This window comes from Cohnella sp. GbtcB17 (assembly GCF_019091135.1).
GTDB lineage: Bacteria > Bacillota > Bacilli > Paenibacillales > Paenibacillaceae > Cohnella.
Window position 1 is genome coordinate 1 of sequence record NZ_JAGXJW010000084.1, and the last position, 23730, is coordinate 23730.

At 53.6% G+C, this 23730-nt stretch carries 21 protein-coding genes and 1 pseudogene; 13 read left to right on the forward strand and 9 right to left on the reverse strand.

The genetic code is table 11. The features are described from left to right. Nucleotides 1-165: 165 nt before the first annotated feature. The gene (locus KVT38_RS30545) at nt 166-1353 is read right to left on the reverse strand and encodes a M20 metallopeptidase family protein (RefSeq protein ID WP_368859187.1); all 1188 of its coding nucleotides are present in this window, start codon (nt 1351-1353) and stop codon (nt 166-168) included. A gap of 245 nt (nt 1354-1598) precedes the next feature. On the opposite strand from KVT38_RS30545, the gene KVT38_RS30550 reads away from it, so the two are divergent. The 8 genes from KVT38_RS30550 (at nt 1599) to KVT38_RS30585 (ending at nt 9463) form a co-directional block, all read left to right on the forward strand. After that, nucleotides 1599-2780 carry an MGDG synthase family glycosyltransferase gene (locus KVT38_RS30550; RefSeq protein WP_217597534.1) on the forward strand — a complete coding sequence of 394 codons (1182 nt, stop codon included), beginning with the start codon at nt 1599-1601 and terminating at the stop codon, nt 2778-2780. Between the two features lie 145 nt (nt 2781-2925). Further along, the gene (locus KVT38_RS30555; protein WP_217597535.1) at nt 2926-3291 is read left to right on the forward strand and encodes a glyoxalase superfamily protein; all 366 of its coding nucleotides are present in this window, start codon (nt 2926-2928) and stop codon (nt 3289-3291) included. A gap of 163 nt (nt 3292-3454) precedes the next feature. Next, nucleotides 3455-4216 (forward strand): GTP cyclohydrolase II, encoded by a 762-nt coding sequence (locus KVT38_RS30560; RefSeq protein ID WP_217597536.1) that lies wholly within the window; start codon nt 3455-3457, stop codon nt 4214-4216. Then, nucleotides 4209-5309, forward strand: coding sequence for a bifunctional diaminohydroxyphosphoribosylaminopyrimidine deaminase/5-amino-6-(5-phosphoribosylamino)uracil reductase RibD (ribD, locus tag KVT38_RS30565; protein ID WP_217597537.1), 1101 nt, complete (start codon nt 4209-4211; stop codon nt 5307-5309). The genes KVT38_RS30560 and ribD overlap by 8 nt, the downstream gene beginning before the upstream one ends. Nucleotides 5310-5365: 56 nt before the next feature. Next, nucleotides 5366-6352: an aldo/keto reductase gene (locus KVT38_RS30570; RefSeq protein WP_217597538.1), complete on the forward strand. Its 987-nt coding sequence runs from the start codon at nt 5366-5368 to the stop codon at nt 6350-6352. A 158-nt stretch (nt 6353-6510) separates the two neighbouring features. After that, on the forward strand, nt 6511-8070 hold the full coding sequence (locus tag KVT38_RS30575; protein ID WP_217597553.1) for a spore germination protein: 1560 nt from the start codon (nt 6511-6513) through the stop codon (nt 8068-8070). Beyond that, entirely contained in the window at nt 8067-9236 is a 1170-nt protein-coding gene (locus KVT38_RS30580) for a Ger(x)C family spore germination protein (RefSeq protein ID WP_217597539.1), read from the forward strand. Before KVT38_RS30575 ends, KVT38_RS30580 begins: the two co-directional genes overlap by 4 nt. After that, complete coding sequence (locus tag KVT38_RS30585; protein WP_217597540.1) at nt 9233-9463, forward strand: hypothetical protein; 231 nt, start codon at nt 9233-9235, stop codon at nt 9461-9463. Before KVT38_RS30580 ends, KVT38_RS30585 begins: the two co-directional genes overlap by 4 nt. On the opposite strand, the gene KVT38_RS30590 is transcribed toward KVT38_RS30585, so the two are convergent. After that, complete coding sequence (locus KVT38_RS30590) at nt 9452-10555, reverse strand: GerAB/ArcD/ProY family transporter (protein ID WP_217597541.1); 1104 nt, start codon at nt 10553-10555, stop codon at nt 9452-9454. The genes KVT38_RS30585 and KVT38_RS30590 overlap by 12 nt on opposite strands. Nucleotides 10556-10709: 154 nt before the next feature. Here KVT38_RS30590 and KVT38_RS30595 point away from each other — a divergent pair, with 154 nt between their 5' ends. Continuing rightward, nucleotides 10710-12368, forward strand: coding sequence for a spore germination protein (locus KVT38_RS30595; protein WP_217597542.1), 1659 nt, complete (start codon nt 10710-10712; stop codon nt 12366-12368). After that, on the forward strand, nt 12365-13591 hold the full coding sequence (locus tag KVT38_RS30600) for a Ger(x)C family spore germination protein (protein WP_217597543.1): 1227 nt from the start codon (nt 12365-12367) through the stop codon (nt 13589-13591). The genes KVT38_RS30595 and KVT38_RS30600 overlap by 4 nt, the downstream gene beginning before the upstream one ends. 5 nt (nt 13592-13596) lie before the next feature. Here KVT38_RS30600 and KVT38_RS30605 read toward each other — a convergent pair whose 3' ends face one another. Then, nucleotides 13597-14682: a GerAB/ArcD/ProY family transporter gene (locus KVT38_RS30605; protein WP_217597544.1), complete on the reverse strand. Its 1086-nt coding sequence runs from the start codon at nt 14680-14682 to the stop codon at nt 13597-13599. Between the two features lie 123 nt (nt 14683-14805). Here KVT38_RS30605 and KVT38_RS30610 point away from each other — a divergent pair, with 123 nt between their 5' ends. Beyond that, nucleotides 14806-15099, forward strand: a complete 294-nt coding sequence (locus KVT38_RS30610) for a hypothetical protein (RefSeq protein WP_217597545.1) — start codon at nt 14806-14808, stop codon at nt 15097-15099. Nucleotides 15100-16216: 1117 nt separating this feature from the next. On the opposite strand, the gene KVT38_RS30615 is transcribed toward KVT38_RS30610, so the two are convergent. Then, nucleotides 16217-17197 (reverse strand): patatin-like phospholipase family protein, encoded by a 981-nt coding sequence (locus KVT38_RS30615; protein WP_368859189.1) that lies wholly within the window; start codon nt 17195-17197, stop codon nt 16217-16219. A gap of 58 nt (nt 17198-17255) precedes the next feature. Continuing rightward, nucleotides 17256-17438 (reverse strand): annotated as a pseudogene (locus KVT38_RS30620) (hypothetical protein); the annotation flags it as partial. A gap of 58 nt (nt 17439-17496) precedes the next feature. Between KVT38_RS30620 and KVT38_RS30625 the strand changes: the two are divergent. Beyond that, nucleotides 17497-17715 carry a histidine kinase gene (locus KVT38_RS30625; RefSeq protein ID WP_254639681.1) on the forward strand — a complete coding sequence of 73 codons (219 nt, stop codon included), beginning with the start codon at nt 17497-17499 and terminating at the stop codon, nt 17713-17715. A gap of 134 nt (nt 17716-17849) precedes the next feature. Then, entirely contained in the window at nt 17850-18404 is a 555-nt protein-coding gene (locus KVT38_RS30630) for a GrpB family protein (protein WP_217597547.1), read from the forward strand. Here the strand turns inward: KVT38_RS30630 and KVT38_RS30635 are convergent. The 4 genes from KVT38_RS30635 to KVT38_RS30650 form a co-directional block, all read right to left on the reverse strand. Then, on the reverse strand, nt 18331-19041 hold the full coding sequence (locus tag KVT38_RS30635) for a helix-turn-helix domain-containing protein (protein WP_217597548.1): 711 nt from the start codon (nt 19039-19041) through the stop codon (nt 18331-18333). The two genes, KVT38_RS30630 and KVT38_RS30635, sit on opposite strands and share 74 nt — an antisense overlap. Before the next feature lie 153 nt (nt 19042-19194). Further along, entirely contained in the window at nt 19195-20298 is a 1104-nt protein-coding gene (locus KVT38_RS30640; protein WP_217597549.1) for a DUF4179 domain-containing protein, read from the reverse strand. Then, nucleotides 20246-20791, reverse strand: coding sequence for an RNA polymerase sigma factor (locus KVT38_RS30645; RefSeq protein ID WP_217597550.1), 546 nt, complete (start codon nt 20789-20791; stop codon nt 20246-20248). Before KVT38_RS30645 ends, KVT38_RS30640 begins: the two co-directional genes overlap by 53 nt. Nucleotides 20792-20994: 203 nt before the next feature. Further along, nucleotides 20995-23730: RHS repeat-associated core domain-containing protein (locus KVT38_RS30650; RefSeq protein ID WP_217597551.1), on the reverse strand; the 2736-nt coding region annotated here is incomplete at its 5' end.

The window sequence follows — 23730 nt, forward strand, 5'->3', positions numbered from 1 at the left end:
TCCAGTCGTACAACTATACCTAGGCTGTGCAATTTCGACGAAGAGACCTACTTACACAAACTTCTTGACAGTACCCGCTCCCGGGCCAATAGCGGCACTAAATGCCGCTAACGCACGCCACCTGTATAAAGGCAAAAAGTTACTCTACCAGCCTCGGGAACCGTTTTAAGCCTGTTCCATATAATGCCAAGCAGCGGACGCAAGCATGGCCGCTCCGACAGGAAGGGCATTTTCGTCCAAGTCGAACATCGGGTGGTGCAGGGGATACGACGTCCGCTCCGTACCGTCGTTGACGCCTAACCAAAATAGGGCCGATGGCACCTCCCGCGCGACGAAGGCAAAATCTTCGCCGCCCATCGTCGGCCGTTCGTTGAACCATCTGCCGAGTCCGAGCGTCCGATCCGCCGTTTGCCGTACGAGATCCGTTATGCTTTCGTCGTTGACGACTATCGGATAACTAAATTTATAATCGAATTCGAAGGTTGCGCCGAACGATTCGGTTACGCCCCGGACGATGCGCTCGATTCTGGCCGGCATCAGCTTTTGCAAGTCGGGGTTTAGCGTGCGCACCGTTCCGTTCATTTCAACCTCCGGGGCAATGACGTTGGAGGCGAATCCGCCATGGATCTGCCCGATCGTCACGACGACCGAGTCCAGCGGGTCCGTCTGGCGGCTCGCGATCGTCTGGAGCGCCGTGATCACCTGCGCGGCGATCGGGATGGCGTCGATCGTCTGGTGAGGCGCTGCGGCATGCCCGCCACGACCGATGATCTTGATGCGGATGCGATCTGCCGCCGCATAGAACGTGCCGGAGCCGACGCCGATAGTGCCGGAAGCGATCGTCGGCTTCACATGCAGGGCAAAGGCGGCATCTACGCGCGGATGATCGAGGACGCCGTCGTCGATCATCGCTTGGGCGCCAGCCAAGCCTTCCTCCGCAGGCTGGAACATGAATTTGATATGGCCCTTGCGCGGCGCGCCGCGTGCGGCGAGCAGCTGCGCAGCGGCCATCAGCATGGCCGTATGCCCGTCATGTCCGCACAAGTGGGCTTTCCCCTTCACGGTAGAAGCATAATCGACCGTCTTGCCGTCCGGAATCGGCAGCGCATCCATATCGGCTCTGAGCAGCACCGTCGGTCCGGGCTCCGCTCCGCGCAGCAGGCCGACAATGCCGGTTTGCCCGACGCCCGTTCGTACCTCAAGGCCTAATCGTTTCAGATGATCCGCGACGATGCCGGCCGTTCTGTTTTCCTCGTATCCAAGCTCCGGATAGCGGTGAAAGTCGCGTCTCCATGCGGACAATTGCGCACTCATATCCAGCGCGGCATGATAAAAGGAATTTTTTTCGATCACGTCTGATCTTCTCCTTCACTCGAAATTTAAAATGCAAGGGAACCGTCTGATGGCGTCATATCAAGCATAGTCGATCCTGTCTCATAAATAGCGGGGTCTTTCTTGTATTTTAGAGGGGCGTATTAGGTTTATGTTTACATCCCGTTAAAGAACGCTTCATCCGCCGATTAGGATCCCGACTTAATATGAAGGTAAGAGCCTGCGCATCGCGACTGTCGCGATTCGCTTACCTGGAGGGAACGGCGATGGAGGAACGGACATGGAAAATACTGATCGTGTACGCCAGATTCGGGGACGGTCATTACCAGGTGTCCAAAGCGCTGGAGCAGCAATTCGCAACGCATCCCGAAGTGCGATTCGAGGTGCAGCTTGTCGATCTGTTCGGCGAGGCGCATCCCGCGATGGACGCGATCGTCCGCTGCGTCTATGCGAGCAGCATGACGTGGTTCCCGAAAACGTACGGCTGGAGCTACCGCGTCACCAACGGCATGACGCACGACCGCCCGCTCTTCAGATGGCTGCACGCCTTCGGCCAACGCAAGATGACCTCGCTGCTTCGAACGATTCGACCCGATGCGGTCATCCATACGTTTCCTTTCCTCTCGACGTATGCGGCAATGGCGTCCGCCGACATGACGATCCCGACCTATACGGTCATTACGGACTACGACCTCCACACCCGCTGGATTCATCCGCATACGGACGGCTACTTCGTGGCGACTGCGGAGTTGAAGACGCAGCTTGCGGGCATTGGCATCCGCGACGACCGCATTCATGTCACGGGCATTCCGATCCGCGGGCAATTCCTTACCGAGCGCCGGTCGAGACGCGAGATTTGCGTGGAAAAGAGACTCGATCCCGACCAGACGTACGTTCTTATCATGATCGGCGCGCTGTCGGAGCCGGAGCGACTTGTCGCATCTCTGTTAAAGAAGGAGTTGTCCGCTACGCTGCTGCTCGTTGCCGGCCGCAACGCCAAGCTCTGCCGCAGGCTTGCGAAGCGCTTCGAACGCGAGACGCGGGTGCAAGTGATCGGTTACGCGGAACACCTCGAAGCGTACATGTCCGTCGCGTCCTGCATCGTGACAAAGGCTGGGGCGGTCACACTTACGGAGGCCATCTCAATCGGCGTTCCCGTCGTCGTATACAGGCCGATACCGGGACAGGAGCGAGGCAACGCGGAGTATTGGGCACGAAAATGCGCGCTGCGTATGGCAACGGATGCGGCATCCCTGCGCGCTGCCGTAGGGAGCGCGATCCAAGGCGCCGACAGCAAAACTCCTAGCCCGATCGGGCATTCGAACGCTTCGCGCGTTATCGTGGACGAGGTGCTGCGCGGCTGCGGATCGGGCATCCGCTACGGTTCGGCGATGCTCGCCGGTCGAGCGCAATCCGGTCATTCGCGTCGTCGCCCGATGCAGTCTTAAAGAGATAGGGGACATCACCGCCAGCGTTTCGCATCCCTGTGTGAGAGCCGCAGCCGCAAGCACGAATCGCAAAGGAAAAATCGTCGCCTGCGGCGAATTACTCGAAGATGAGCAAGCCCATTCGACTTATACGGGAGGCCGTTCTATGGTGCAATTTTCGCAAGTCATTCCGATACTGCGCATTTTCGACGAATCCAAAGCAAGGGAGTTTTATATCGATTTTCTCGGATTTGCGGTGGACTGGGAGCACCGGTTCGAGCCCGGTATGCCGCTATATATGCAGATCTCCAAGGGCGACATTCACCTTCATCTGAGCGAGCACCATGGAGATTGCTGTCCCGGCGCCGCGATTCGCATCCATGTGAGCGGCGTGAGGGAGCTGCAAAAGGAATTGATCGACAAAAAGTACGCATACGCCAGGCCCGGCTTGGAAAAAACGCCCTGGAATTCCGAAGAGTGCACGGTCAAAGATCCGTTTGGCAATCGGCTGGTGTTCTGCGAGTATACTTGACGACGATCATCGGCCGGCTTTGTTGACAAGTCCACTTAGGTCTATCAGAATGGCATAGACTGGAAGCATACTTCTAACATTGCCGGACCGCAATTAAAAAGTCGACGATTCGCGCAACCTAAATCATCGCTTTACCGGAAAACCATTCAAAGGAGTCCTTTACATGCCTGTGGTGCAGCATTTCGATCCGCAAGTTCTCTCCCTATTGCAGGGCAAAGTGAAGTTGATTCCTACCGATAAGGGCGCCATTTATTTGGTCGGCCCCATCAAGCTCCCCGTCAATCTGCTCGGGGAAACCGTCGAGTTCAAGTGGTACTGCTGGCTGAACTGCGACGAAGTGACCGACGACTTCGAGCGCATCATCGCGAAGCTGTCGTCCGCCAACCTGGCGGAGATGCAGCAGTCGAGCGTGCTCGTCCACGGCGATTTTGAAAATGCCGATCATGCGCTCATCCGGTTCCACTCCATCTGCCATACCGGCGATATATTCGGCAGCAAACGCTGCGACTGCGGCTACCAGCTCAAGCAATCGATGAAGCATGTCGCCGAGCACGGCAGCGGCGCTATTTTTTATTTGGCGAACCATGAGGGCCGCGGGATCGGCCTGTTCAGCAAAGCGCTGGCCTATATTTTGCAGGAGAACGGCTACGACACGGTCGATGCCAATCTGCAGCTCGGCTTCGTGGACGATTCGCGCGATTACGGGGACGCGATCAAGGTGTTGAAGGCGCTTCGCGCCAAGCCCGTCACGCTGATCACGAACAACCCGAAGAAGCTCGAGGCGCTGCGCCAGGCGGGTCTCGACGTGGAAAATCGCGTGCAGCTGTGGGGTGACGTCTCCGAGTACAACGAGAAATATCTTAAAACGAAGATCGAACGCGCGGGTCATTTGAACGAAGGAGAAGGCTGCTGCAACAATGACTAACCACGAATTTTACATGAAGCTTGCACTGCAAAACGCCTGGGCCATGAAGGGGCAGACGGACCCGAACCCGCTCGTCGGCTCGGTCATCGTGAACGACAACCGAATCGTCGGGATCGGCGTTCATATGAAGGCCGGGGAGCCTCATGCCGAGATTCATGCGATCCGGATGGCGGGCGAGCAAACGCGCGGCGCGACGATCTACGTCACGCTTGAGCCGTGTTCCCATCACGGCAGGACAGGCCCTTGTGCAGTGGCGATCGTGGAAGCGGGCATCAAGCGTGTCGTCATTGCTACGCTCGATCCGAACCCGTTAGTGTCGGGAAGAGGCGTCGCCATCTTGCAGGAAGCGGGCATCGAGGTCGTCGTCGGCGTCTGCGAGGAAGAGTCCCGGCGAATGAACGAGGTGTTCAACAAATTTATCGTCAGCGGTCTTCCCTTCGTCACCCTCAAGTCCGCGGTGACGCTGGACGGCAAGACCGCAAGCCGCGTCACCGACAGCAAATGGATCACTGCGGAGGCGGCACGCGAGGACGTTCACCTGCTGCGCAATCAGAACGCCGCGATCCTCGTCGGCGTCACGACGATCATCAAGGACGACTCCCAGTTGACGACGCGGGTTCCGAACGGGAGAAACCCGGTCCGCGTCATCCTCGACTCCACCTTGCGGATCCCCATTAACGCAAGGGTCGTCACGGATGGGGAAGCGCCGACTTGGGTGTTTACGACACCGGCGTACGATCCGGATAAAAAGAAGGCGCTGGAAGCGGCCGGCGTGACGGTGTTCGTGACCGCGCAAACCGGCAGGGTCGATCCTGCTGAGGTCGTCCGAACGTTAGGCGAGCGAAATTTGTCTTCGCTGATGATCGAAGGCGGCAGCGAGATCAACGCCTCCTTTTTCGAAAGCCGGCTCGTCGATAAAGTCGTAATCTACATGGCGCCCAAGTTAATCGGCGGCCGCGATGCGCCGACTTTCCTGGAGGGAACGGGCATCGATAAAATGAACGACGCCGTCGAGATTAGCGACCTTAGCGTGGAGAAGCTGGGGAAGGACTTTAGATTTACCGGTTATCCCGTCTATACAGAAAAGCGGTAAGGGATAAGACTTCTTGTTGCAATCGCGCCGCCTTGCCGATGGAGGAGAGGATCAAAATGGAGTACGTAAAACTGGGGAATACGGGCCTGGACGTTTCCCGGCTTTGTCTTGGCTGCATGAGCTTCGGCGACGCGAGCCGCTGGACGCATCCGTGGATTCTCGACGAGGAGAACAGCCGTCCGATCATCAAGAAGGCGCTTGATCTGGGCATCAATTTTTTCGATACCGCCAATATTTATTCGACCGGCGCAAGCGAGGAGATCGTAGGCCGGGCCTTGAAGGATTATGCGAACCGGGACGAGGTCGTCATCGCGACCAAAGTTTACTTCCGCATGCGGCCGGGGCCTAACGGCGCAGGGCTGTCCCGGAAGGCGATCTTAAGCGAGATCGACAACAGCCTGAAGCGGCTCGGGACGGACTATGTGGACCTTTATCAGATACATCGCTGGGACTACGGGACGCCGATCGAGGAGACAATGGAAGCTTTGCATGACGTAGTCAAGGCCGGCAAAGCCCGATATATCGGCGCCTCCGCGATGTTCGCCTGGCAGTTCCTCAAGGCGCTCCATACGGCGGACAAGAACGGCTGGACGCGATTCGTTTCCATGCAAAACCATTATAATTTGCAGTACCGCGAGGAAGAACGGGAGATGCTCCCGCTCTGCAAGGAAGAAAAGATCGCCGTAATCCCGTACAGCCCGCTCGCCTCCGGCAGACTGCTGCGCGATCCGGACGAATCGACGCATCGCTCCGTCACCGACGAAGCGCAGCGGACGAAGTACGACGCGATGCAGGCGGCCGACCGGCCGATCGCCGAGCGGGTAGCGGCCATCGCTTCGCGGCGCGGGATTCCGCGCGTGCAGGTCGCGCTAGCCTGGATGCTGCAAAAGGAAACCGTCACTTCGCCGATCATCGGCGTGACGAGCATGTCCCAGCTCGAGGAAGCGATCCCGTCGCTGTCCGTCAAGCTGACGCCGGAAGAGATCGCCTCGCTCGAACAACCGTATATTCCGCATCCGGTCGTCGGCGCGCTTGCCAGATAGCGACCGAGCCTAGACAGAAGGCACGCCATTATGAGGCGTGTCTTTTTTCATATGCGTCGGGGTGCGAATCGCATATTTTAAGGCGCCTGTTGGGAAAGTAAAGCTATCGCGGTTTTCTTTGGGGAGGAGCCTCTCGTTTGAGACGACTGAGGAAATGGATGCGAGGGAAACCGAAGCCGCCCGTCGTCACGGAAACGGAAGGGGCAGCGGACGGGGAATGGACGGCGGCGCTGGAGCACAACGAGGCGACGATCCGGCGCATCTTCGATGACTGCTCAGATATGGTCTTCCGCAGCGCAGGCCGTGCCGGACAAGCGCGGCGGTTGGTCATTTATATCTCGAGTCTTGTGGATGAGACGATCGTCGACGATCATATTATAAGACCGCTCACGGCACGCGGCGCCTTCCCATATTTCGGCGGCGAGGAACAAAACGGTGAAGCACTTGAGAGTGGTCTCGTTACGGCGGGTTCCGCGAAGCTGTCTTCCGACTTGAACGAGATCGTGCGCCAGCTGCTGAACGGTCATGCGATCGTGCTCCAGGACGGCGAACGCGGCGGTTTGCTGGTGAAGGCGGACGGCGTGAAGCAGCGCAGCCTCGAAGAGCCTTCCTCCGAACCGGTCATCCGCGGACCGAGAGACGGATTTATCGAGAACATATCCACGAACATGGGCTTGCTGCGCAGCCGGCTGAAGACGCCCCGGCTCAAGCTGGAGTCGGTCACGATCGGAGAACTGTCCCAAACGCAAGTTGTGCTCGCCTATATCGCGGGAATCGCGGCGGACTCGCTGGTCGAAGAAGTGCGAGAGAGAGTAGGACGCATCCGGATCGACGGTATTATGGACTCCGGTTACGTCGAGGAGTTTATCGAAGATCTGCCATACTCCCCGTTTCCGCAGACGCACAGCACCGAACGGCCCGACGTCGTCGCCGCCGAGCTTCTGGAAGGCAAAGCCGCCATACTGGTGGACAACACGCCGTTCGTGCTCGTCGTCCCCATGACGTTCTGGACCGGTCTGCAGGCGAGCGAGGACTATTATATGCGCTGGCCCGTCGCTACCTTCGTGCGCTGGATTCGCTTCCTGTTCATCTTCATCGCCATTTTCGCGCCTTCCTTGTACGTAGCGGTTACGACCTTCCATCAGGAAATGATTCCGACGAACCTGGTGCTGAGCATCGCGTCAGCCAGAGAGGCCGTTCCTTTCCCGGCTCTGTTCGAGGCGCTCTTAATGGAAATCGTCTTCGAGGCGCTGCGGGAAGCCGGCATTCGGCTGCCGAAGCAGATCGGGCAGGCGATCAGCATCGTCGGCGCACTCGTCATCGGCCAGGCGGCCGTGCAGGCGGGCATCATCTCCGCGCCGGTCGTCATCATCGTATCGATCACAGGCATCGCTACGTTTACGATACCCCGCTACAGCTTTGCGAGCGGCGTGCGGCTGCTGCGATTTCCGATGCTCTTTCTGGCAGGGACGCTTGGCTTGTACGGGATCGTGCTCGGATTTTTATGCATCGTGCTGCACCTGGCTTCCTTGCGTTCGTTCGGCGTTCCGTACTTGGCGCCGCTCGCTCCGATTCAGCAGTCGAGCTTGAAGGATATTCTCGTACGGGCGCCGATCTGGGCGAAAAGGCGCCGCCCGCAAGCGACGGCTGCGGCCGATCGCATCCGCCAGCCGGCAGGTCAGCAGCCAGGTCCGCCGTATCGGGGGAACCGGTCATGAAGCGTGCCTTGCAGGCTTGCTGTCTATGGTCCGCATGCCTGTTGAGCGGCTGCTGGGACCGAACGGAAATCAACGATCTGGCGTTTATTACCGGCAGCGCGTTCGATCTGACGGAGAACGGGGACTATTTGCTGTCGCTGCAGATCGCGATTCCATCTTCGACGCCTGGCGGCGGCATAGGGGGCGGGGCGCAGCACAAGTTTTTTGTCGTATCGGCCACCGGCAAAAACGCGAACGACGCCTTCGAAAAGCTGCAAAAGAAGAGCTCACGCAAGCTGTTCACGGCCCACCGCAGCGTGATCTTCATCGGCGAATCGCTGGGCAGGCACGGCATCGAAGGCGTGATCGACGTGTTCGCGCACGATCCTCGCCAACGTTTGCGCACTTATATTATGGTCGTCAAAGGGGGGCAAGCGAAAAAATTGCTGGAGACGAAGTACCCCTTCGACCAGGTGCCCACGGAAGCGGTCAAGGAGATGGAGGGTCAGCGCAGCGAGATCGCGGTGAATTTGAGAGATTTTTTCATAGCGGCTTCAAGCAAGGGAATCGAACCTGTCATAGGCGCGATCGAGGTCGAGCCGGAGGGAAACGATGCGGAACAGATGGGCTTGTTCAAGCTGGCGGGCTCGGCCGTGTTTAAAAAGATGAAAATGGTCGGAAAGCTGGACGAACGCGAGACGGACGGGCTGAATTGGGCGACCAACCATATGAAGGACGAAAGAATCAATGCCGAGCTGCCCGGCGGACAAGGAAACGTGGGGATGCTAGTGACGCACGCCGAGCGGAAAATCACGTCAGACGCAAGCGGTGACCGAATCCGCTTCAAGGTATTGCTGCAAGGGAAGGGCGTCCTGTTCGAGAACAATACCCGCCTGGACGTCACGCGGCCGAAAAACATCGCCCTCGTGAAGGAGGCGCTGGAAAATTCCGCACGGACACAAGTGACGGACGTCTTGCGCAAGCTTCAGAAGCAATACGACGCGGACGTCGTCGGATTCGGACAACTGCTCCGACAAAACAAGCCGAAGCAATGGAAAGCGGTCCAAAACGAGTGGGACCGCAAATTCGCCGAGGCGGAAATCGCGGTCGTCGTCAAGCTGAACATCAGCGGCGCCGGGATGGCCGGACCGCCTTTACAATTAAACCAGCAGGAGATTCAAAAATGATTGCATACATCGTATTCTACGCAGTATTCGGAACGATCTGGACGATCGTGCGCGTGCGAACCCTGATAACCGGCAACCAAAATAAAGTAGCGGCCGTGTATGGCGGGACGATGGTCGTCTCGCTTGTCATCGGGTCGATGCTGCTTGCCCGATTGAAGCTTCCGAGCTTTGTGCTTGCGGCTCAATGGCTGCTGGCGCCCATCGGGCATTTCCTGTTACGGAAATGAAGGGGCGGCTCTTCGTTTGATGTCGTCGACGATCAGAAGCGTGAGCGGGATGAGCGTCTGATTCAGAAAGGCCAGAACGGGGAACGTAAAAACGAGATAATCGAGAAGCGCGGCGGCATTGGGGAACACCAAGACCGATCCGATCAATGATAGCAGCGTAAGCGGGAATACGAGGTCCCGGTAATGTCGGATTCCGAACAGGTGGCTGATGCACACGCTAAATATAAACAGAGATACGGCCACTTTAATGAAACATCCGATCACCCAGGTGGACACCGCGATTGCTTCAAGTCGTTCGAACGAACCTTCGATGCCGATGTACTGTACCACGCTTAGAAACGAATAAGTCAATTTTCCGGTCAGCGGACCGAGGATCATAAGCGTAAGCATGATCAAGCTGACGGACATCACGACAACGCCGGACAGCGCCAGCAGCGAAGCTTTGCGCGCCTTGCCGGCCGACGACTGGAAGTAGGGAAGGAGCCAGCCTAAAATAAACACCTGATTCATAAATCCGCCGCCGGGATTAACCGCACCTTGAAAAACCGGCAGCCATCCGTTCTCCAGGACAGGCTTGAGCAGATGGGCATCGGCTTCCGTGATCGTCAGAATCAAGAGCGGAATAAACAGAACGAGCAGCAGCAGCGTCAGAAATTCATTGGATCTGGCGATCACTTCGATGCCAAGCCAGGCGGCTGCGCCGCTCAGGGCGAGAAAGGTCAGGCTGATGACGAGGAAAGGACTTTCCGGTAGCAAAAGCGTGCTGATAAATCCCGTGTGCTGCATCGTAATGGTCGTAATCGAAATAAACCAGTAATAGGCATAGTTCGCCGACGTTAATTTACCGAGCCATTTTCCCAGGATACGTGTGCTGTATTGCTCGACGGACAGTCCGGGGTATCGCCTGGACAGCTCGCACATGACCCAGATGCCGATGAATCCGGTCGCCGATGCGAGCAGTTCCGAGATCCACGCATCCTGCATCGCGAACATGACCGATAGCGAAGGGACGGTCAACAAGTTTGTCGAGATGATAAAGGTAAAAATTAAAAAGCCGAGCTGTGTGCCGGTGATCTTTTCCGAGGCTCGCATGCAAGTGCTCCATTTCCTGGAAGATGTGTTCCAAGTATTCGCCGGGCGAACGAGGGATATACATTTATACTGAACTAAGGTATCTCAAAACGCTCCAAGGAGTGAACCGTGACGGCTCACCTGCCGCGCCTCGCTTAAGACAAGACACCGTCTCATGTTAATTTTGGGGCCGTTGGATATACTACACAACTGGAGCCAGCGGTCAATCTATCCGAGGAGGAGATGCTTTTTGCGGATCAAGCGTCGAAGACAGTCGGTTCGCGACAATCTCGCGAATCCGATCGACACGGCCTATCTCCCTTCCGAACCTATTGCAGAATTAAGCTCGGAACTTTCCGCGAACGATAAAATGCTAAGGGAAGCTTTTCAAGGATGCTCCGATATCGTATTTCGTCCAATCCATACCAGCCCCAAATTACTATTAATTTATACAGATGGATTGGTCGATACCAAAACGTTGGAAAAAGTCGTGTTAAAACCGATCCTTCACGAGGGTCATTCAAGCGGGTCGAATTCCATTCCTATAACGAGGGACATCATTCAAGAGCAACTGGTTGCCGTCTCGCAAATTCAAACAGTCCCTACGATCGACGATGTAATCGACGGCATTCTGAAGGCGAATATCGGTCTACTGATCGACGGGGAAAATAAGGCCATCATCGCGGAACTGAAAGGATTCGAAAGACGCGCGGTCGAAGAGCCGGCAGCCGAAGTATCCGTCCGAGGACCAAGGGACGGCTTCACGGAAACATTGCGAATCAATACAAGTTTGATCCGCAGACGCATCCGCAGTCCCAGGCTGAAAATGGAATCGGTCACGCTGGGCCGAGTTTCCCAGACCGATATTGCAATCGTCTATATTGAAGGCATTGTTTCGCGAACGGTATTGGACGAGGTTCGCAATAGAATCGGCCGAATCCAAATGGATGGCGTGCTCGAATCAGGCTTTATTGAGGAATTTATCGAAGATGCCCCCTGGTCCCCCTTTCCTCAGATTCAAAATACCGAACGGCCCGATGTCGTGTGTGCCAGTCTGCTTGAAGGGAAAGTCGCGATCATAATCGACAACACCCCGTTCGTAATGATCGCCCCGATGACGTTTTGGACCGGTCTGCAGGCTGTGGAGGATTATTACGAACGATCCATCTATACGACGTTCATTCGATTCGTTCGTTACTCCTTGTTTAATATCGCCCTAATGCTGCCGTCCTTGTACGTCGCGCTCTCTACTTTCCATCAACAGCTGATACCCACGAATTTGCTCATCAGCATCGCGAATTCCAGGGAAGGCGTCCCTTTTCCGACCTTTGTCGAGGCGTTGTTAATGGAGTTTATGTTCGAGGGACTCCGCGAAGCGGGCATTCGCATGCCAAAGGCTGTCGGTTCGGCCGTCAGCATCGTGGGAGCGCTGGTCATCGGGCAGTCCGCCGTGCAAGCAGGCATCGTATCCGCTCCAGTCGTTATTGTCGTCGCGATGACCGGGATCGCATCGTTTGCCATTCCGCGATACAACTTCGGGACCGCCTACCGGCTGCTTCGATTCCCGATGTTGATCTTGGCGGGCATGTTCGGTCTATACGGCATCGTAAGCGGCATTTTTCTCATGATCATACATCTCAACGGTTTGCGCTCGTTTGGCGTTCCGTATATGAGTCCGGTCGTCTCGCCGGTACCGCACAACCTGAAGGATATATTCGTACGCGCGCCCAGATGGATGATGACGAAGCGTCCCCCATTCAGCTCAACTACCAACGTGAGGCGTATTCCTGAAGGCCAGCAACCAAGTCCTAAAAAAGGGGAGGAGGGGCAATGAACAAAAAAAGAGCGGGTTGCATCGGTTGTATGATTTCTCTCTTATTTATATCGGGTTGCTGGGACAGTTCGGAAGTCAACGATATTGCCATCGAGCTGGCTTGGGGGATCGATGATGCCCCAAATCAGAAAATCAAGATCAGCGCTCAAGCCATCGTTCCGTCTAAAATTGACGGCGGACAGAACGTGAGTTCAAGCCAATCTGGCAAAGGTAAGCCCTATTTTGTCATTACAAGCAACGGCGTTAACACGCTTGATGCCGTGCAACAAATGCAAACCAAGCTCTCAAGGAAAATATTTCGCGGTCATCGGCGGGTCATCGTCATCGGGGAATCCATGGCCAGACGGGGAATAAAGGAAATCTTCGATACCTACAGCCGAGATCCGAATCTCAAGCTGCGAACCGACGTCTTTATTATCAAGAATGACACCGCGAAGAAATTTTTGCAGATATCGTATCCGTTAGAGAACGTTCCCGGGATCGGCGTATTAGGAGAGTATGACCAGATTGGGACCGCGTCCAAAGAAATGGGTCTGCTCAACTTCTTGCTCGCCGCGGCAAGCGATAGCGCTTGTCCGGCATTGCCTGTCGTCGCGATCGGCATGAACCCCGATGTGCCGGATGAAGAGGGAAGGCAGGATCCAGCCAAATCGGATAATGAGGGGTTCCGAATCGCCGGCTCTGCTATATTTAACAAGGAGTTGAAGCTGGTCGGTTATTTAAATGTAGAAGAAGGACGATCCATGCGATGGGTATCCGGCAATCTGAGGAAATTAACGGTGTCCGAAACGCTGCCGCAAGGAAAAGGCAATGTCAGCATGGACATCATCAAGACTAAAAGTCGAATTCATTCGGTTTACCAGGGAGGCAGGTTAAAAATCTTTGTTACGTTAACGGGACGGGGAGCGATTCGCGAGAACAACACGAATCTGGATCTAACGAATACCAAAAATATATCCTATTTGGAAAAGGCTTTAAACAACCATATCGAAGAGGTCGTAACACAAACGATTATCAGAGTTCAGAAAGATTATGGAACGGACGTTTTCGGCTTCAGCGACGCGATCCGGAGGAAGGATTTGTCTTTGTGGAAATCCATAGAGAACGACTGGGGGGAGGAGTTTCAAAGGGCGGGGATCGCCGTGAAGGCTAAAATGACGGTTCGACGGATTGGCGTTACCGGACCATCTCTGCAATTGAACCCAAAAGAGATAAAAAAATAAAAAAGTTACATTTTCATTCGGCGTAACAATGTCACAGCGAGCAGAAACCCGGGCAAAACCAACAGCATGGGTACCCAAATATACGGAACTAGTATTTCAAAGTGATGACGATAAATATGCTCGGCAATGTTTTTTGACATCGTTAGCCCCAGAATTAACGCGATGGCACATGCCGGGAGGACAAGGACGCGGTAATTGTTCATTTTCGTTATTTGTTGAATCCCCGTTATCGCGGCGAGAAGGAGAACAACGCATTTTAAAAGCGCCGTCATTAAAAAATAAAGGACGCCGAACATTTGCAGGTTTTCAATGAATTCTCCGACGCTAATCACGCTTAGTAAGGTGTAAAGCGGGTACAAAAAGCCTGGAAACAGATTGCCGAAGGCCATAATCGCGAGCACGTCGAAGCAGGTAATCATGATTCCGGAAAGCAATGTAGCTAGAAGGGTAATCCTCATCACCTTTTCAGGATGCTTGGTCTGCGGCCAGAACATCGCAAAGACGAGCGTTTCCCCGAACGATTGCGTGATTCCGGCTGGAAAAACGGCCTTCTGGATCGGCATCCAGCCTTTTTCAAGGGAGGGCTGTAAATAATCGAGATGTAATACGTCTGAACCAAAAAGAAGAATGACCTCCAATAAAAACAGAATGAGAACGATGGGAAGGAATATTTCTCCTAATCGAGAAACGCTTTCTATACCGCCATACACACAATAGGCGATGATGATAGCAAATAGCCCTGCGGTTAGAATCAACGGTGTATCCGATAATAAGGCGGTCGAGACCATATCCCTGACATCCGCAATAATCCGTCCGGCGACGTAAATTAACATGAGCGGGTACAGAAACGAAATGGGCGTTCCAATCCAGCGTCCGAATTGGACGGGAAACCATTGGACAAGCGTTAATCCCGGATGCAGCTTCATCAATGCGATATAGATCAAAATGATGAATACGCCTAGGCCGCAGGAAATGAGCTCGCCGATCCAAGCATCGCGACCGGCGGAGCTGCCGAAGCCGAAGATGATGGTTGTGCCCAATTGGAAAATGAAGGTGATTGCGAACAGCTGATAGTTCGAAATTTTATTCATTGCAACCTCTCAAAATATCGAAAGTGTAATACAGGCTACTTTTAGTTTTCCAAATAATGGCCTGGCTTATTCAGAAAGCGGGCCGACGACAGCAAAGAGGAGCAGCCTGCGAGCTGCTCCTCTTTGTCTAAGCAAGTATGGGGCTGCGGCCGGTCGCCGGCTTCAGGAGAACACTGTGTTGTCAACCATGAGAAACTGCTGCATCTCATTATGGTCAATCACGATTTGTCTTTCTTTAGCCACATTCACCCAGAGTTTAAGGGAGACGGCACTTTTACGGTGAATACGTCATTCCCGGCTAGCGGCGACTATAAAGTACTTGCGGATTTTATTCCAACTGGCTTAGAAACGCTTCACAAGTTAGCTTTACATTTTGATATGATAGAAACAAATAGCCTTGCCATAAGATCGGTCTAGAGAGACGCTAAGGATTACAAGGTTGCCTGGCGTCTCTTATTTCTTTCTAGTAAATCTTGAAGAGAAGCTGTAGCGTTTATGCCAATATCATGCAACAATAGGGAAGTTGAGCACGTTAATAGGATGAGGTGCCGTAGTAACGATGATGATGAACGCGGAGGGTTTTTCTTGAATTATTTTTACATTCTCATATTTTTGTCATTGTGGACCATTGGATTGGTCCTATTGACGCACAACCGCAAGGCCAATTTCTGGATCAGCATGACGCTGAGTACCATCTAGTTGGAGATAAACGCCCTGTATTATATCTTTTTCACAAAACCCGTATTTTATACATATGTACTTATAGTGGCAAACAAGCGATCTCGTAATTCCGATAACATTCGCGGTAGATAATATCATCAGAAAAATATTTATCCAAAAACGTAAAATCTCTAGCTACCCACATATAGAAATATTTTTTTATTATTTCTTCTTTCATAAGTACTCCTTTATTTTTTAATTAAGCGCAGTTCTTAACTAGTGTTTTGAATCTATTATATCAAATGAACCGAAAAAAAAAGAATGTACCTAAGTCATACGAACGCATCTCCACTCGTTATGCTATCTCTTTACTACCTTTATCTAATCGGAAATAGGAACATGTTCTTGTCCATTATGGCAATCGGTACAAGTTCTTGTTCTGAGCTCGGTACAAGAAATCGTACCGATAAAACAAAAAAGCCGTTAACATAGCGACTTTCCATGGGAATGTTCTTGTCCTTCGACATAGCTTTACGTTACAATCCGATCGAAATCCTTCGTCGTTACTTTGTATCGTCAACTTACTTTAGCCTAACATCTCAACTTCACCTGAATCTAGTTCCAGCACGACGTCAGATAACCTTAACAGTGTGAACGGCGCAGTCGATGAATCACCTCCGATTTGATCCTTCAGCACCGAGATGTCAAAATGAAATTTCCCCCCGTTTTCCGCCGGTTTGCGCGTCTCAAAAAACGTTTCAACTTGCTTTGCGATCGCGTCCACAGATTCCTTCGAGTCCGCAAGGCTCCGGCGCGGCATGAGCAATACCGGGCTCGGTATCCACTGTCAAATCCCCTTCCTTTAAGATTTTTCTTAATGATACAAATACTGTTCTTCCTCCTGCGTAACCGGTACGAAATTCACGGCTGATTCTTGTGCTCTGAATTCGCGTTTGTATGTCTCGAAGTTCCAAGACTCCAGAAAGCTTTGAGCCGCTCGTTGACCGGATTCCATCAGCCACGCTTGATCGTATTCGGTCAGATCGAACTTTGTCGTAGCGACTTTGTCCGTTGGAATGAAGATCGTACGAGATTCGGAATGCTTATCTACGTGTCGTTGATCGTGGGCCTGAAGCATCGTTTTAAACATCGCACCAAATAAGGAAACCGGACCGCGAACGCGTCTGACGGGATCGTATGTTCGTTTTTCCGACAATCGAAAACCAAACGTCGGCCATCGGGGAGCTGAAGGCACGTCGAAAAGCCATATGGGGTAATTGCTCAGTAAGCCGCCGTCCAATATAAAATACGGTCTGCGGTCGATCGCCGTTTTCCATCGGTAAGGCTGAAAAAAGAAGGGCAACGTAGTGCTCATGCGCACAGCCGCGGCGATCGATAATTCAGCAGGACACAAGCCGTAATCCGGCAAGTCGTCCGGAAATACGACCATTTTGCCGTTGCTGATGTTGGAGGCTACGATAGTGAGCTTTCCGAGCGGAAGATCCCCGAACGTTCGAATTCCCTTCTGCTGCAGCCACATTTCAATCGTTCGTTCAAGCGGTTCATTAACGTAAATGCCCGACTTAAACAGAAGCGGCAGTGCTTTGTTGCGAAAAGGAACCTCGTTAAGCCAGGTTCGACCAAGCAACTGTCGATAATCCAGCGACTTCATCAGTGTTTTGATCTCGGAACCGTTGTACCCGCTTGCCAGCAGAGCAGCAACAATTGAACCTGCAGAGTTTCCGGCAATACGCTGCCAGACACACCCTTGCGCTTCCATCGTCTCAATGGCGCCGACAAACGCGATTCCTCTAACGCCGCCGCCTTCAAATACGGCATCTGCTTCCTTCGGCACCAACAACGGATTGCCCCCAATCGACTTTGGCATTTATTATCTCATTCTCTGATTCAAATTATTCAACTCGACTAAAAATGGGCATATTGTTTAGACCAGCCCAGCCAGCCAATTTAGGCAAAGATTTTGTTGCCATTTCTTCCGGCGTCAGCTTAATTGATAGGGCGGCTACGATATTCTCAAGATGCGAGATTTTTGCCGCGCCGTCGATGGAAGCCGTGACTGGCGCTTTATGCAGCATCTAACGCCATTCGAAACGGCAGCTGTCGGAACAGAAATATTGACTGCAGGTGATGGAATTGCAAGCGCTACAGGCGCAAATCAATCCCCATTTTCTCTACAACACGCTGCATTTGATTTATTGGGAATCGGTCGGATTGATGGGCAAGCCGAACAAGGCAAGCGAGATGATCGAGCAGCTGTCCGACATATTGTCGTACTCCTTCAGCAATCCGAACGTGCGGGTGACGTGGGAAGCGGAGATTGCGAATACCTGTGTCATTCTTGCGAAGGTATAAAAAACCAGATAGGATGAGAATTACGATCGTCGTGAAACCAGCTCTGGAGATCAAACTCAGTGGACATTTGATGTCTGTCTAGTTTTCCTTAACGCTCTATAAGTAAACCTGAATAAAAAAGGGAGGATAAAATAATGTCCGCTCAAAATCACTATCTAGTCAGCGTTGTTCCTTACAGTTCTGAATGGCCGCTGGATTTTGAAAAAGAGAAAGAGCTATTGCTTGAAATTCTGGCTCAACACGTCGTTATCATTGAACATACCGGCAGCACTTCGATACCGAACCTAGAAGCAAAACCAATCATCGATATTTTTGCTGCTGTTCATCCATTACTGAATGAGCATGTCTATGAGAATTTGCTTATTCATTTAGGCTATCGTTATGTTGAAACCGGTATGACTGGCAGATACTTTTTTGCAAAAGAACACGAAGGAGCGCGTACGCATCATTTGCATATCCTGCCGCTTGAAGGATTTTACGAAAGAAAGGAATTCCTATTTCGCGACTACCTTCGAGCTCACCCTGATTTAGTAAAAGAATACGGCGAACTAAAGCGTATGTTGGCGGAACAATATGATTCAGATCCTGACGGTTACACACAAGCAAAAACTGCCTTTATTCAACGTGTTGATGATTTAGCGCGAACAGAACGGGGACTGCCTCTTCAAAATGTATGGGAATGTCGATAAATAAGTAATTCTGTACGTTAATGATCCCGCTACGCCTCACCAGTCGATTCATTTGGTTTTGCATGAGTTTGGAATTGCATAGGACGACTATTTCTTCACAATGAGGCAGGAACCATCGCAGCAGTTCCTCCCATTTTTCTTTGACTTCATGCTGAAACACGATGGGCTGCCCGTGAATCATCATCCTTCTATGATCCATTCGAAGTTTGACTTTGCCGGAAACTAACGGTAAGCAGGCTTTTTTCAAATCCGCTGCGACTAGCCTCATCTCTTCTAAGAGGATTGGACCGTTAACTTGCCAAGCGATAATATTGGCTGCTGCATCAACATGATAGCTGAAACGTTCCTTAAAGGGTCGCTCCAGTTCATTTTTGAAAGACACCGAATAGGGAGAAAACCGTTCATGGTGGAAAAAATAGCTGATATCGACATCAAGCGTATCGCATAGCCGTTCAATGTTTTTAAGTGATATATTGCGAGTGCCACGCTCCACTCCGCCGATATAGGTGCGGTCCAATCCCGAACGGGCGGCGAGCATTTCCTGTGACAGATTCGACCGCAGTCGCAATTCCCTTAAGCGCAAACCGAAATCCTCCAGAATACTTATCGGGCAGCCCTCTTCCGTGTAACTTACCATGTTGTAGCTCTTTTCATCGATTGAGTGCCTCCTTCGCATCTACGCGTTAAACGTAACATGACCAATCCCAGGAGGCTCTACCCTTTCGGATAAATTGACAGTATACTTTCAGGTAAATCGCAATCTGAAATCCAGTGATGAAAGGCAAAGTCATCATTCTGGAAGAGTACTATTCACCGGAAGCGTAAATGCCAGTTCCGGGATGTATTCCTTGCCCGTTCCTTCTTTCAAGAGGTATGGTTTGACCGTTACAATCTTCGGAAAACGAGGGAACGGAGTAAATTCGACCGTGTTCACATACGTCCCGGTGTCTGCTCCCGGACTACCGCTCCCTGCCATAACATTGGCGTATTCCCCGCGGTCATTCTGTATGTCGTACTGGAGGGAGTCTCCTATTTCTGCATCCACTTTGCCGAAAAGGTTTACTTCCAGTTGTGTGGTAGCCTCCGTCATCTCGAGCTTTTTGATGCGCATGACAAGTCCGTTATAGGACTTCGTCTCCTCGGATGCTAAAACGATCGATTGGCTTGTTGTTTTCTTGACTGGGAATGACAACGTAAAATACCGCCCAATAGTTGCGTCCCGAATCACCACCTCCAGATTGAACGCATCTGGCAAATTAAACGAAGTCGTATGCGTCTCCGAAACGGACGGCTTTATCGTCAATATAGACGAATTGTTGTGTAGAATATCGGATGCCAGATCAGTTGTCACTTTCAGCTTCCTGCCGTTCGCCCGAACTTCGATCATGCTGGATTCTTTCCCCTGCTTCTTCCACATTTCCATCACTTCTTCAAATGTAGCATTCGTCCATTTCTTCAGCGGCGGATTCTTGCCATCGTCCGTTTCCCTGGTCAGCACCATGGACATGCGGGTCCCGTCATACATCATCTCGGAGATTTTAAAGGTTACGCCATCATGCGACTCATTTGCATTAATATTTGCGGTCAAACCATGCTTGGATGCAGTCTTCAGGCCGGTATCGCCTGCCTCGACGAACAGACCGCCAACTAGCGGCAACTTGCTCAATGCATTAGCCATTGCCGGGTTGACGAGCCCTGCACCAAGGATGCATAATACCGCTAAACCGGCAGTTGCAATGATCAAGCTTACTGTGCGCGCTCTGCGTCTGACCCATTGAAAGCGACCAATCCTTGGCTGCTCATGTAGCCTGGTTATAACCGCCTCTAACGTGCGCTCCGGATCAGCGTGTATATAAGTTGGCTTTGCTTGACGAATACGTGTCTCCAATTTCATCCGACTCCTCTCCAGTTAATGCCGATTTCAAGTGTTCTCTCCCTCTCGCCAGCCGTGTTTTGACCGCGCCTTCACTTAGCTGGAGAGCATATGAGATCTCCCTGACCGTCAAGTCCTCAAAATAATACAAGATAATCGGTGTTCGATATTTTTCGTCCAAATCTATGATCGCAGCATAAACTTCCTTGTCCCTACTCTGCTGCAGGTAAATGTCTTCCGTGCTCTTGCTTTTTTGTTCAGGCAGTAGATCGGTAGGTTGCTCTCTCCGATATTTGCGGTTCGTATTCAGACACAAGTTGATAACGATGCGAACCAGCCACGGGTACGGACGTTTTGGGTCTCTCAGTTGCCGAATCGAGAGATATGCTTGTACCAGTGCTTCTTGCACAATATCCTCTGACCTGTTGTGATCGCGCACGTACGTGTAAGCGACATAACGTAATCGGTCATTGTAATCCCGGATCCATTGATTAAGTTGATCCATCTTTTCCATTTGACTCTCACCCTCTTCCTATCATAATGACAAATGAACACTGAAAAGGTTTCAGATAAAATTAATCGATAATGTATTGCGGCTTTGAATGGGCCAATATCTCTGACTGCCGACATTATTGTTCGAGCTCATCATATCGCCCCAAAACGAATGGAAAACCCGCAAACGAGCGGCTGCTCGCTTGCGGGTCCTTGCGGTGCTTCTTATTTGAGATCCGGCGTGTACGTGTCGATCAGTGAATGGGTCGCGTACGTACCGCCAGCCGCGAACAGCGCTCCGACAGCTGCCGCAGCCAGCGGCGCAGCGACTCCGCCCGTGACGAGCGTCAGCGCGAGCGCGCCCCCGGCCGCGAACCATAACGCGGCGGTCGCGTGCTTGGCGGTCGTCTTGCCCGCCTGGGCGGCGCCCATCAAAGCGCCCTTCTCGCGCGTCGTCTCCGCCGTCTTCGTCGTGATGTCGTAGGCTGCATAGGCGATGCCGGCAACCTCCAGCGCTTTGGCGGCTCCTGGCGTCGCGGTGTCGATTGCCGTGCCGACGCGGGAGGAAAGCGAGCGTCGCGGCATTTCCTCAACACTGGTTTGCGGCTTTTCGACGATCTGGCGACTGGAGCCCCCGCCCCGTTCCGTTATGCTCCCTTCCTTGAAGGTAGCGGGGTCGAGCGTGGCGTTCTCGACGACGACACTTTGCTTACCGGGCACCCATCTCGACATACGCGATTGTAGAGACAGGTCTTCCGGATTGTAATTCGGATTCTCGGTGAAGGTCGTACTGACGATGTTGCCGTTTTTCGTTCGCATAGCCTCGAATGATTTTGTATTCTCATCGAATGTTATACGCCCCCAGCCCTGCTCCTCGCCGTATATCCAATGCTCCTTGATATTTCGGGCTTCAAACAAATCCAGGTCTGCGTTGGACGGGCTCGCCATCTTGTCGCTGCCCGTATGACTGTGACCGATCGCGATCAGATCGCCGAAGCCAACGTCCCCGGCTCCACCCTGAAGCAGCATGTACTTGCCGGTAGAAGGATGCTGCCCCAAGCCGACTTCCACTCTTCCTTCGACGCCTAATTCCTTCATCCGTTCAAGACCGATTCCCTTGGTCTCGGCATACTCGATGAAGTTTGACGGCTCGTTCGCCAGTCCCGTCGGATCGACATAACGAATCGGATTGCCGTGGAAGGCGGCATACGCATTGACGCCGTCCGCAATGCCGAGCGGATCGGCGCTGGTCCAGCGACCGAGCCAGGGGCTGTAATACCGCGCGTCGTGGCAGTAAAGGCCGCTCTCCTCGTCCCGCTCCTTGCCCGAGTAGCGATAGCGCTTGGGCGTCTCCGTGGAGAGACGGACGGCTTGATATGACGTGCTGCCGAACGGATAGTACTCCTCGTACGAGATGACGCGCGCCCGGTCGTCCAGCTCGAGCGCCGCCGAGCCCAGATGGTTCCCGAGCTGGTAGCGGATGAGCCGCTCGGGCTCGTCTCCGGCTCCCAGCGTTCTCGTCTCGACGATCGCGACGCGGCGCTCGCCGTCCATCAGATGCAGCGTCTCCCGCTCCAGCTCGACGGCTACGCCGTCTCCTCTGAACTCGCGGTAAATCTCGAACGGGCCGAGATAGATGCGCTCCTTCATTCGGATCGGCTCGACACCGTCCGGCGCTTGGCTCTCGGTGACTTTTCGCACGCGGCGACCGGCCGCGTCATAAACGTACCAAGTCGTCTCCGGCGTGCCTTCCGTCGCTGTCACCGTCTGCCGGACCGTCGACCGGAGCCGGTCCGCATGGTCCCACTCCAGACGCTGCAGATGGGGCATGGCGGTCATATTGCCATGCGCATCATATACATAACGCTCGGCATAAACCGGCACAGCCGCAGATGCCGTCTCGCAGAGACTCGCCGGGTTGCCGGGCGCGCCCGTGCTGAGCAGCCGATTGCTGTCCGTCGCATACTGGTAGCATCTTCTCCAGCCGGGCTGCGCCGGATCGGAGCCCCGGTGACGCACGGACAACAGGTTGCCGACGGCGTCGTAATCGTAGCGTTCGACGTACGTGCCGAGCGCAAGTCCGTCGCCGGGATGCGCGAGCCCGCTGTGGAAGCGGTTATCGGCATCCGGCATGACGGGCGCGCCCGCCTCCCCCCCCGCTAGGCCGAGATGCTCCCTGCCGGCGGCTTCAATCAGCCTGTTAAGGGCGTCGTACGTATATGAGGCGCCGGGTTCGATACGCCGGTTGCGGAAGAATACGGTTTGCTGGGCGTCGTCGCGTACGCGCGTAATATTACCGACCGGATCGTAGACGTAGCTTAACTGCTGCACCCCGCATCCGGGCCACTCGGCCGACGGCGAATCCGGGCAATCGGCGGGATAGTCCGCCCGCTGCCGCCGGGTCTCGAGCTTCGAGAGCCGGTAAGTGAGCGGATCGTAGGCGAACGTCGTGACCGCCCCGTTACCGTATTCCAGCTTCGTGCGCCGGCCTCGCGGGTCGTAGTCGATATTCGTGACGAAGGGCGTCCAGGACGGCGAGCCGTCCGGCGCCGATTCGCCTCGCAGATTCGCTTCAATTGCCTGCGGCAGATTCGATTCGTTATACGACGTGCGCAGGACGCTGCCGTCCGGCGCGACGGCCTCCGTCTGGCGGTTCAAGGCGTCGTAGCGAGTGCGAACGGCGTATTTCGTCTCCTCCAGCTCCGCCTCCTCCGACCAGTCCGGGTCGGTCTTGTAGCTCTTCGCCAGCCGCCTGGCGATCACCAGCGGATTGCCCTTAAAGTCGTATTCATCGGTCTCCGTCACACCCGCCTGGTCGTAAACTTGCACGACGCGTCCCCGCAGGTTCAGCTGTTCCGGTTCGGGTATCGCTTCCCCGTATACCGTACGGCCCGTCATTCGCAAAACGCCGTCGCGATCCAACACGAAGGTACCGGTCGGCCGGCGCAGCGCGTCATAGAC

Excerpts from the sequence above, each read along its gene's own strand:
- KVT38_RS30550 (WP_217597534.1), top strand. The coding sequence starts at position 1,599 with ATGGAGGAACGGACATGGAAAATACTGATCGTGTACGCCAGATTCGGG.
- KVT38_RS30555 (WP_217597535.1), top strand. The coding sequence starts at position 2,926 with ATGGTGCAATTTTCGCAAGTCATTCCGATACTGCGCATTTTCGACGAA.
- KVT38_RS30560 (WP_217597536.1), top strand. The coding sequence starts at position 3,455 with ATGCCTGTGGTGCAGCATTTCGATCCGCAAGTTCTCTCCCTATTGCAG.
- ribD (WP_217597537.1), top strand. The coding sequence starts at position 4,209 with ATGACTAACCACGAATTTTACATGAAGCTTGCACTGCAAAACGCCTGG.
- KVT38_RS30570 (WP_217597538.1), top strand. The coding sequence starts at position 5,366 with ATGGAGTACGTAAAACTGGGGAATACGGGCCTGGACGTTTCCCGGCTT.
- KVT38_RS30575 (WP_217597553.1), top strand. The coding sequence starts at position 6,511 with ATGCGAGGGAAACCGAAGCCGCCCGTCGTCACGGAAACGGAAGGGGCA.
- KVT38_RS30580 (WP_217597539.1), top strand. The coding sequence starts at position 8,067 with ATGAAGCGTGCCTTGCAGGCTTGCTGTCTATGGTCCGCATGCCTGTTG.
- KVT38_RS30585 (WP_217597540.1), top strand. The coding sequence starts at position 9,233 with ATGATTGCATACATCGTATTCTACGCAGTATTCGGAACGATCTGGACG.
- KVT38_RS30590 (WP_217597541.1), bottom strand. The coding sequence starts at position 10,555 with ATGCGAGCCTCGGAAAAGATCACCGGCACACAGCTCGGCTTTTTAATT.
- KVT38_RS30595 (WP_217597542.1), top strand. The coding sequence starts at position 10,710 with ATGTTAATTTTGGGGCCGTTGGATATACTACACAACTGGAGCCAGCGG.
- KVT38_RS30600 (WP_217597543.1), top strand. The coding sequence starts at position 12,365 with ATGAACAAAAAAAGAGCGGGTTGCATCGGTTGTATGATTTCTCTCTTA.
- KVT38_RS30605 (WP_217597544.1), bottom strand. The coding sequence starts at position 14,682 with ATGAATAAAATTTCGAACTATCAGCTGTTCGCAATCACCTTCATTTTC.
- KVT38_RS30630 (WP_217597547.1), top strand. The coding sequence starts at position 17,850 with ATGTCCGCTCAAAATCACTATCTAGTCAGCGTTGTTCCTTACAGTTCT.
- KVT38_RS30635 (WP_217597548.1), bottom strand. The coding sequence starts at position 19,041 with ATGGTAAGTTACACGGAAGAGGGCTGCCCGATAAGTATTCTGGAGGAT.
- KVT38_RS30640 (WP_217597549.1), bottom strand. The coding sequence starts at position 20,298 with ATGAAATTGGAGACACGTATTCGTCAAGCAAAGCCAACTTATATACAC.
- KVT38_RS30645 (WP_217597550.1), bottom strand. The coding sequence starts at position 20,791 with ATGGAAAAGATGGATCAACTTAATCAATGGATCCGGGATTACAATGAC.